The following is a 9,225-nucleotide window of genomic DNA, read 5'->3' as shown; positions in this document are numbered from 1 at the left end:
CGCCACCGCACCTCGCGGGCGAGGACGAACTGGGCCCGCGCGAGTCCGACATGGACTGGTGGCATGTCGAGCCGGGCCCGTTCGCCCAGCCCGAGCAGCGCGATGCGCAGTACGGCGCGGTCGAGGGGTTCACCGGCGGGATCGAGATCCCCGAACTGCTCGGTAAGGGCAAGTCGGCCGAGCAGGAGCGCCAGGAGCGGCGGGAGGCCGAGGAGAAGGCGGCGGCTGAGGCTGAGGCCGCCGAGGCCGAGGCCGCCGCGGAGGCGAAGGCGAAGGCCGGGGCCAAGAAGGCGGAGGCCGGGGGCAAGCAGCGCGGCGGGCTGCGCCGCGTACTGCTCGGGCCCGGTAAGGCGGGTAAGGCGGCCGATCAGCCCGCGGCCGGGGGCGGCGTCCCCAAATGGCTGTCCGGGCTCGGCCCGGTGCTGCTGGTGGCGGTCGGACTCCTCGTGGCGGGCGCCGCCCTGGGCAACATCATCCTGATCGCCTTCGGCTGGGTGATCGCGTACTACAGCACCTACCGCCGCTCCCCGGCCGAGGCGAAGTGGGCCGCCCTGGGCATGCCCGGCCTGGTCGCGGCCGGGGCCGCGGTCTGGCTGTATGGCCGGGCCGACGGCAAGTGGGGCGAGCCGATCCCCGAGCACGGCTGGAAGGACGTCCTGACCGAGACCTGGCCCTACGTGGTCCGGGGCGCGGCCATCGCCTCGGTGCTGTTCCTCCTCTGGCGCGCGAGGCGCAAGGGCTGACGCCGGGCGCGTAAGCCGATCGCGGGGCATCGTCGGGCCGGCGGCCGGGGCCACCGTGCGGCAGCTCAAGCCGGGACAAGGCGCGAGGCGCCTGTCCCGGGACCACGTGGGCCGCGCGGGGCGGCCGGGCCCGGCGGACCCGGGGCATTCGCCAAGGGGCCGCGCGGGCATCCGCCCCATCCGCGTGCCGGGCGCCAGCCCTCCGCTCAGCCCTGCTCGGCCTGCGTGTTCAGCCTTGCTCGGCCTGCGTGTTCAGCCGTGCCCGGCGGCCTGCCAAGGCGTGCCCGGGACGACCAGGGGGCTGCCGGTCACCGGGTCCGGGACGACCACCGAGTCGAGGCCGAAGACCTCGTGCACCAGCTCCGCCGTGACGATGTCCCCTGGGCGGCCGCGTGCCACGATGCCGCCGCCCTTCATCGCGATCAGATGGTCGGCGTAGCGGGCGGCCTGGTTGAGGTCGTGGAGGACGGCGACGACCGTACGGCCGCGTTCGTGGTTGAGCTGGCGGACCAGGTCCAGCACCTCCACCTGGTGGGAGATGTCCAGATACGTCGTCGGCTCGTCCAGCAGCAGCAGATCGGTCTCCTGCGCGAGCGCCATCGCGATCCATACGCGCTGCCGCTGTCCTCCCGACAGCTCGTCCACCGGGCGGTCGGCGAGCGCCGTCACATCCGTACGCTCCATGGCGTCCGTGACGGCCCGTTCGTCCTCCTCCGACCACTGTTGCCACCACCGCTGATGCGGCTGGCGGCCACGGGAGACGAGATCGGCGACGGTGATCGCCTCGGGCGCGACCGGGGTCTGCGGAAGCAGCCCCACGGACTGGGCGATCTTCTTCGTCGGGATGCGCGCGAGATCCGTGCCGTCGAGGAGCACGGCGCCGCCGCGCGGCCGCAGCAGCCGCCCGAGGGCACGCAGCAGGGTGGACTTGCCGCAGGCGTTGGGGCCGACGATGACCGTGACCTCGCCGTCGGGTATCTCCAGGTCCAGCCCGTCCACGACGGTGCGGTCCTCGTAGGCGAGGGTCAGCTCGCGTGCGGTGAGCCGGTTCGGCCGGTTCGCGGAAGCGGCTTCCGCCGGACCGGCCTCCGGGCCCGTTCCCGTTGTGGACGCCGAAGCGGTCATGCGGCGGTGCCTCCCTTACGGCCGCGTCCCCCGGAAGACAGCAGCAGGTGGATCAGATACGGGGCGCCGACCGCGGCCGTCAGCACGCCTACCGGCAGTTCGGTCGGCGCGAACAGCTTGCGGGCCAGCAGATCGGCGGTGACGACGATGAACGCCCCGGCCAGGGCCGAGCACAGCAGCGGGATCTGGGCGGTCCGGGTCATCCGGCGGGCGATCTGCGGGGCGAGCAGCGCCACGAAGTCCACCGGGCCGGCCGCGCCCGTCGCCATCGACGCGAGCACGACGCCGAGGGCCACCAGGCCCAGCCGCACCCGTCCGAGCCGTACGCCCAGCGCGGTCGCCGTGTCGTCGTCCATGGAGACCGTGCGCTGCGCCCGCGCCGCCCACAGCACACCGGGCAGCAGCACCAGCAGCGCCCAGCCGAGCGGAGCGGCCTCGTCCCAGCCGCGTCCGTTGAGCGAACCGGTCATCCACATCTTCGCCTGCTGGGCCACGAGATAGTCGCCCTTGGTCAGGAAGAGATGGGTGATCGAGCGCAGCGCGACGGCGAAGCCGATGCCGATGAGCACGAAGCGGGCCGCCTGGAGCCCGCCGCGCCAGGCGAAGACGTACACCAGCGCGGCGGCGGCGAGACCGCCGAGGACGGAGAGGTACGGCAGGACGGCGAAGGAGGTGGCCCCGTAGGTCATCGCGCCCACGGTCACCGCGCTCGCGCCCTGGCTGACGCCGATGATGTCGGGGCTGGCGAGGGGGTTGCGGGCCACCGTCTGGATCAGCGCGCCCGCGATGCCGAAGGCGGCGCCGACCATCAGGCCGAGCGTCATCCGGGGGAGCCGCAGCGTGCCGACGACGAGATCGTTCGGGGTGGCCTGTCCGATGCCCCACTGGCTGTGCAGGACGGCCTTCACGGCGTCGGCCGGAGCGACGAAGCTCTCGCCGACGCACAGATACGTCACACAGACGGCGGCGGTGGCCAGGGCCAGCCCGATCGCGACGAGGGCCGAGCGGCGGTGCAGCAGGAACGATCCGCCACGTCCGCCATGCCCGCCATGCCCATTGCTCTTGATGCGGATCAGCCCGTACCCGGCCGGGCGGACCCCCGGGCGGGCGGTGTGGCTCTCCATCGCCGTCACGCGGCCACCGCCTTCCGGCGCACCAGCGTGACCAGGAAGGGCACCCCGATCAGCGCCGTCATCACGCCCGCCGGGACCTCGCTCGGCGGGAAGACGATCCGGCCCACCACATCCGAGATCAGCAGCATCACCGGGCCGATCAGGGCGGCCATCGGCAGCACCCAGCGGTGGTCGGTGCCGACGATCGCGCGGGCGATATGGGGGACCGCGAGGCCGATGAAGGCGAGCGGACCGGCGGCGGCGACCCCGACGCCGGTGAGGATCGTGGCACCGAGGGCCGCGACGATCCGTACGACCGCCACGTTCTGGCCGAGCCCCTTCGCGACGTCCTCGCCGAGCGCCAGCGCGTCCAGACCGCGTGCCACCGCGATCACCAGCACCGTGCCGACCAGCAGGAACGGCCAGATCTGGCCGACGATCCCGGTGTCCCGCCCGGCGAGCGAGCCGATCTGCCAGAAGCGGAACTCATCCAGGGCCGCCGCCTTCGTCGTCAGCACGCCCGTCGTCACGGACACCAGCAGCGCGTTGATCGCGGCGCCGGAGAGCGCGAGTTTGACCGGGGTCGCGCCGCCCCGCCCGCTGGTGGCGATGGCGTAGACGGCGACCGACGCCAGCCCCGCGCCCGCGAAGGCGAACCAGACATAGCCGCTGAGCGTGTGCACCCCGGCGAAGGCGATCGCGAGCACCACGCCCACCGAGGCGCCCTGGCCGATGCCGAGGATGCCGGGGTCGGCGATCGGATTGCGGGTGACGCCCTGCATCACGGTGCCCGCCATGGCGAGCGCCGCGCCGACCATCAGCCCGATGAGGGTGCGCGGCAGCCGCAGGGACCGCACGATGTCGGCGGCGTCGCCCGAACCGCCGTGCAGCAGCGCGTCCAGGACCGCGCTCGGCGCGATCTGGCGGCTGCCCACGGCGAGGCTCAGCAGGACGGCGAGCAGCAGGGCGACGACGGCCGCGGCCGTCCAGCCGAGGCGGCGGCGGACCAGGGAGGCGCGTACCGGAGAGGCGCTGACCGGGGAGGGGCTGACCGGGGAGGCGCGGACCAGGGGGGCTCTGGGAGGGCGGTTGCTGGTCCGGTCGGCGGTCATCGCGTCCGTTCGCTCGTCGGCTACGAAGTTAGGCGAGGCTAAGTGTATGGGGTGGGCCAAGGCACAATGGCGGGTATGTCTTCGCACTCCGCTCTCACCGTCGGCTTCGACCTCGACATGACCCTCATCGACTCCCGGCCGGGCATCAAGGCGGCGTACGAGGCGCTCTCGGCACGGACCGGCACCTACATCGACTCCGACCTCGCCATCACCCGGCTCGGCCCGCCGCTGGAGCAGGAGCTGGTGCACTGGTTCCCCGATGAGCGCGTCGAGGAGATGGGCGAGCTCTACCGCGAGCTCTACCCGGAGTACGCGGTCGCGCCCACCCCGGCCATGAAGGGGGCCCGGGAGGCGATCGAGACCGTGCGGCGGGCGGGCGGCCGGGCCATCGTCGTCACCGCGAAGCACGAGCCCAACGCCAAGCTGCACCTGAGCCACCTGGGCATCGAGGCGGACGCGGTCATCGGCTGGCTGTGGGCCGAGGCCAAGGCGGAGGCGCTGCGGGAGTACGGGGCGGAGGTGTACGTCGGGGACCACACGGGTGACGTACGGGGCGCCCGTACGGCTGGTGCGCTGTCCGTGGCGGTCGCCACCGGGCCCTGTGCGGCGGACGAGCTGCGCGCGGCCGGCGCCGATGTCGTGCTGGACGATCTGACGGCGTTCCCGGCCTGGCTGTCGGGCTACATAGACGATCGCACGGCGAACTGATCCGCCCAGCTCACGAGCTCACCAGCTCACCAGCTCACGAGCTCACGAGTTCACGAGTTCATGAGCTCACGAGTTCACGAGTTCATGAGCTCACGAGTTCATGAGCTCAGCCGGTTCGTCTGATGCACCCGGTTCACCCGGACGGCGGTACGGGTGGCCGTGACACCCGGGCGGTGGCCGCGGCCTCCCGCCGCTGTGCCGCGATGGAGCGCAGCAGCCCGACGGCGGCGAGGGCGAAGCCGACGCCCATCAGCATGCACACGAAGTACGCCACCGAGGGCAGCGGATCCGCGCCCAGGAAGAGCGGTGCGACGGTGACGAGCGTGGCCACCGCTCCGATGGCGAAGACGATGACGCCGGACCGGATGAGCCGGTCGCCGGGCAGGGGCGCCTCTCGAGGGTGGCTGGGGGAGCCGCCGCGGTGCGGGGTTTCATTACTCACCGGACCAGGGTAGATCCGTGCCAGAGCGCGCATAGGAACCACCCGGGTACGTCTTGTCACCAGGCTCGGGACCATTAGCCTTGTGGTGGCGGGTCTTACGACCCGCTGTAGTGCTATCGAGAGCTGTTTTTCCGTGTTTTCCGACGAGCGACGAGGACGAGACAGACGTGCCTACCGGCAAGGTCAAGTGGTTCAACAGTGAGAAGGGCTTTGGCTTTCTCTCCCGCGATGACGGTGGCGACGTCTTCGTTCATTCGTCGGTGCTTCCGGAAGGCGTCGACTCACTGAAGCCGGGACAGCGCGTGGAATTCGGCGTGGTGGCCGGAAATCGCGGGGATCAGGCATTGTCCGTCACCGTTCTCGATCCGACTCCCTCCGTGGCGGCCGCCCAGCGCCGCAAGCCGGACGAGCTGGCGTCCATTGTCCAGGATCTGACCACCCTGCTGGAGAATGTGACGCAGCAGCTGGAGCGCGGCCGCTATCCGGACAAGGCACACGGCCACAAGATCGCGGGCATGCTGCGGGCGGTGGCCGACCAGCTCGACGTCTGACCTGAGCTTGGGTTGAGTCCGGTCTGAATTCGACCTGAGCGGCCCGGCACGCATCGGCACATACGACATCCCGTCAGCGGAGCCGGATGGATATCCGTCCGGCTCCGCTTGGCGTGCGACCACTCGCCGATGCGTCAGACCGCGTCCAGCGCCCCGGGGCCGATAGGCGGTACCAGTCCCTCGGCCGCCGCGCGGGTCAGCAGCCCGCGCACCGCGGCGTAGCCGCTCTCGCCGAGGTCGGCGGTGAACTCGTTGACGTACAGCCCGATGTGCTGATCGGCCACGGCCGGGTCCATCTCCTGGGCGTGCTCCAGGACATACGCCCGCGACGCCTCCGGGTCGTCCCAGGCCATCCGCACCGATGTCCGGGCGGCGTCGGCGAGCTCCCGCAGCCGCTCGGCGCCCAGTGACCGCTTGGCGATGATCGCGCCGAGCGGGATCGGGAGTCCGGTGGTCTGCTCCCAGTGCTCGCCCATGTCAGCCAGGCAGTGCAGCCCGTAATTCTGATAGGTGAACCGGGCCTCGTGGATGACGAGCCCGGCGTCGACCTCGCCGTCCCGCACCGCGGGCATGATCGCGTGGAACGGCAGCACCTTGATCTCGCCGACCCCGCCCGGCACCTCGGCGGCGGCCCACAGCCGGAAGAGCAGATACGCGGTCGAACGCTCGCTCGGCACCGCGACCGTCTTCCCCGCCAGGTCCTTGCCGGTGAGCTGCTGCCCCTCGCCGGGCTGCCGCGTGAGCACCAGCGGACCGCAGCCGCGGCCGAGCGCACCGCCGCAGGGCAGCAGCGCGTAGTCGTCCAGCACCCACGGCAGTACGGCGTACGACACCTTCAGTACGTCGAACTCACCGCGCTCGGCCATCCCGTTGGTGATGTCGATGTCGGCGAAGGTGACATCGAGCGCGGGCGCGCCGGGGACGCGGCCGTGGGCCCAGGCGTGGAAGACGAAGGTGTCGTTGGGGCACGGGGAGTAGGCGATCTTCAAGGGCTCAGTCAGGGGCTCGCTCAGGGGCTCAGTCACTGCCGGGTTCCTTCCGGGTCAAAGGTCCAGGTGCCGAGGAGGGGGGCGATGGTCGCGAAGGCGCCCGTGAGCGCTTCGAGCGCCTCCCCGATCCGCCAGGCCGCGCGGTCGCGCGGTCCGACGGCGTTGGAGACCGTCCGTACTTCCAGAGCGGGCACGGACTGGGCCGCGGCGGCCTCCGCGACGCCGAAGCCCTCCATGGCCTCGGCGACGGCGCGCGGATGGCGGCGCAGCAGCTCGGCGGCCCGTTCGGCGCTCCCGGTCACGGTCGACACGGTGAGCACGGTGCCGCGCACGGCGTCCGTCGCCTCGGCGACGGCGGCGACGAGCGGGGCGGGCGGGAGGTGTTCGACGGTTCCGAAGCCCAGGTCGGTGACGGCGGCGAAGCCGTCGGGGGTCTCGGCGCCCAGGTCGGCGGCGACGATGGCGTCGGCGACGACGACGGAGCCGAGGTGCGCCGCGGCGGGCGCTGTGGTGGCGGGCGCCGCGGCTCCGGGCGCTGTGGCGGCGGGCCCCGCGGTGCTGAAGCCGCCGCCGATACCGGCCGATACGGCGAGGTCGTAGGGGGTGCGGGCGACCGCGGCCGCGGTCAGGGCGGCGGCGGTTCCGGCCGCCGCGGCCGCCGGGCCGACCCCGGCGGCCAGGACGTCCACGGTGAGCGGCGGCCCGGTGGGCGGCGCCGGGCTGAGCCGGTGGAGCACCCCGCCGGGGACGGGAAGTTCGGCCGGCTCGGGGGCCGTGGCGCCGACGCCCCGTACGACGGCGTCCCGCTCGGCGGGTACGGCCGTGACGATCAGTACGCGCATGGGTGACTCCCCCTTGTCACACACAACCCTGTCACGGCGCGGCCGGTGGCCCGGCAGGACCAGGCCCCGTCCCGCGGAGTTCCCCTCGTCAGGAGTCCCGTCGGGAATCCCGTCAGGAGTCCCGTTCCAGCGTGAAGCGCCAGATGCCCTTGACGCCCTGGCTGCTCTTGCCGAGCTCGGCGACCGTGATCGTGACCTTCTTCTCGAGCGTGGTCTGGCCGGTCTGCTGGTTCTGCCGGGCGAAGAGCGTATCGCTGTCGAAGCTGCGGTACGTCTCCTTGCTCGCCTCGGCCATGACCGGGTTGTTGGCGATCAGGCCCCAGCTGGACTTGGCGATCTCGGGGTCCACCCCGATCCGTACCTTGTCCCCAGGGGTCACCTTGATCGTCTTCTCGGGCTTGGCGGACAGGCAGTCCTTGAACTTCTTCGAGCTCAGGTCCTTGCCGTCGCCGTAGCAGCCGTTGCTCGCCTCGGCCGTCACGGTGTTCGAACCGACCGTCACCGTTGCCAGCGGGGTCGGCTTGTCGCAGGCGGAGAGGGCGACGAGCCCGAGGGACACAGCACAGGCGGCGGTGACGGCGCGGCGGCCCTTGCCCCTGGAAAACAGCGCAGCGGTCATGCGGGCAGGCTATCTGGCCGCACCGATCGCCTCGCGCGCGGGTACGACTCGCGATCCCCACGACCCCCACTGTGCCTGTGCGCCGGATTCCGATCGCCTCGCGCGCGGGTACGACTCGGTCGCGGCCATCGCCTCCGAGAGCCGCACAAGCCGATCGTCTCGCGCGCGTACGACTCCAGTTCATCCGGCGCTGGCACACGGCCGCGGGGCCGATCGTCTCGCGCGCGGGTACGACTCGCCATGTTCAGCAGCGCGGCACGGATGCGCAGCCCGATCGCCTCGCGCGCGGGTACGACTCGCCGATGGCGGTCCCGCGAGGCCTGGGTGCGGCTCGGGACTCACGCCACCCGCGGATACGGCGCCCCCTGCCGGGAGGCGCTCAGCAGTCCGCGGACGCTCAGCGCCGCGCCCAGCGCGATCACCGCCGCGGCGACCGCCATCCCCAGCACCCCGTGGAGCGGCAGCACGATGCCGATGGCGCCGCCGACGACCCACGCCATCTGGAGCGTCGTCTCGGACCGCGAGAACGCCGAGGTGCGGACCTCCTCCGGGACGTCCCGCTGGATCAGCGCGTCCAGCGACAGCTTGCCCAGTGCCTGGGAGATCCCGGCGGTGGCGGCCACGGCGGCCACCGTCACCGCGCCGTAGAAGGCCGCCGAAACGATGAGCACGCCCAGGGCGGAGCTCAGCACCACCGCGATGATCAGCTCCGGGCCGCGCGCCCGCAGCCAGGCGCCGATCGCGGTGCCCAGCGCGTTGCCGCCGCCCGCGCAGACCGCCGCCAGACCGAGCGAGATCTCGGGGCCGAGCCCGCCCAGCGGCTGGTCGCGGAGGAGGAAGGCGAGGAAGAGGGTGAGGAATCCGGACAGGGTCTTCAGCGCGGCACACGCCTGGAGGGCGTGCAGCACGGAGGGGCCGACCGTACGGAGGCCGGGCCGCCGGGACCGGCCCCTCCAGAAGGCGATCCTGGAGAAGGCGGTCC

9 protein-coding genes and 2 pseudogenes are annotated in these 9,225 nt (G+C 72.4%); 3 read left to right on the top strand and 8 right to left on the bottom strand.

What is annotated here, in order from left to right; genetic code table 11:
* A pseudogene (locus tag GWI24_RS34300) lies at nt 1-743 on the top strand (hypothetical protein); the annotation flags it as partial.
* Between the two features lie 252 nt (nt 744-995).
* Here the strand turns inward: GWI24_RS34300 and GWI24_RS34295 are convergent.
* The 3 genes from GWI24_RS34295 to GWI24_RS34285 are packed head-to-tail and all read right to left on the bottom strand — an operon-like array spanning nt 996 to nt 4,092.
* Nucleotides 996-1,868 carry an ABC transporter ATP-binding protein gene (locus tag GWI24_RS34295; RefSeq protein ID WP_247617261.1) on the bottom strand — a complete coding sequence of 291 codons (873 nt, stop codon included), beginning with the start codon at nt 1,866-1,868 and terminating at the stop codon, nt 996-998.
* The gene (locus GWI24_RS34290; protein WP_210949952.1) at nt 1,865-2,992 is read right to left on the bottom strand and encodes an iron chelate uptake ABC transporter family permease subunit; all 1,128 of its coding nucleotides are present in this window, start codon (nt 2,990-2,992) and stop codon (nt 1,865-1,867) included. The genes GWI24_RS34295 and GWI24_RS34290 overlap by 4 nt, the downstream gene beginning before the upstream one ends.
* 5 nt (nt 2,993-2,997) lie before the next feature.
* Nucleotides 2,998-4,092 (bottom strand): iron ABC transporter permease, encoded by a 1,095-nt coding sequence (locus GWI24_RS34285; RefSeq protein ID WP_247617260.1) that lies wholly within the window; start codon nt 4,090-4,092, stop codon nt 2,998-3,000.
* Nucleotides 4,093-4,167: 75 nt separating this feature from the next.
* On the opposite strand from GWI24_RS34285, the gene GWI24_RS34280 reads away from it, so the two are divergent.
* Nucleotides 4,168-4,800 carry an HAD family hydrolase gene (locus GWI24_RS34280; protein ID WP_210949948.1) on the top strand — a complete coding sequence of 211 codons (633 nt, stop codon included), beginning with the start codon at nt 4,168-4,170 and terminating at the stop codon, nt 4,798-4,800.
* 133 nt (nt 4,801-4,933) lie between these two features.
* On the opposite strand, the gene GWI24_RS34275 is transcribed toward GWI24_RS34280, so the two are convergent.
* Entirely contained in the window at nt 4,934-5,242 is a 309-nt protein-coding gene (locus tag GWI24_RS34275; protein WP_308344182.1) for a hypothetical protein, read from the bottom strand.
* Nucleotides 5,243-5,409: 167 nt separating this feature from the next.
* On the opposite strand from GWI24_RS34275, the gene GWI24_RS46410 reads away from it, so the two are divergent.
* Nucleotides 5,410-5,793 carry a cold-shock protein gene (locus tag GWI24_RS46410; protein ID WP_014177506.1) on the top strand — a complete coding sequence of 128 codons (384 nt, stop codon included), beginning with the start codon at nt 5,410-5,412 and terminating at the stop codon, nt 5,791-5,793.
* 134 nt (nt 5,794-5,927) lie between these two features.
* Here the strand turns inward: GWI24_RS46410 and GWI24_RS34265 are convergent, their stop codons facing one another.
* The 4 genes and pseudogenes from GWI24_RS34265 to GWI24_RS34250 form a co-directional block, all read right to left on the bottom strand.
* Nucleotides 5,928-6,818 carry a 1,4-dihydroxy-6-naphthoate synthase gene (locus tag GWI24_RS34265; protein ID WP_308344181.1) on the bottom strand — a complete coding sequence of 297 codons (891 nt, stop codon included), beginning with the start codon at nt 6,816-6,818 and terminating at the stop codon, nt 5,928-5,930.
* A complete protein-coding gene (locus GWI24_RS34260) occupies nt 6,815-7,624 on the bottom strand; it encodes a futalosine hydrolase (RefSeq protein WP_210949947.1) in 810 nt (269 codons plus the stop codon). Before GWI24_RS34260 ends, GWI24_RS34265 begins: the two co-directional genes overlap by 4 nt.
* A 112-nt stretch (nt 7,625-7,736) precedes the next feature.
* The gene (locus tag GWI24_RS34255; protein WP_210949946.1) at nt 7,737-8,243 is read right to left on the bottom strand and encodes a hypothetical protein; all 507 of its coding nucleotides are present in this window, start codon (nt 8,241-8,243) and stop codon (nt 7,737-7,739) included.
* A 338-nt stretch (nt 8,244-8,581) separates the two neighbouring features.
* Nucleotides 8,582-9,225: pseudogene (locus tag GWI24_RS34250) on the bottom strand (hypothetical protein); the annotation flags it as partial.

The organism is Streptomyces sp. MK37H (assembly GCF_018035285.1).
Classification (GTDB): Bacteria; Actinomycetota; Actinomycetes; order Streptomycetales; family Streptomycetaceae; genus Streptomyces; species Streptomyces endocoffeicus.
This window is presented reverse-complemented; position numbering and strand designations above follow the sequence as displayed.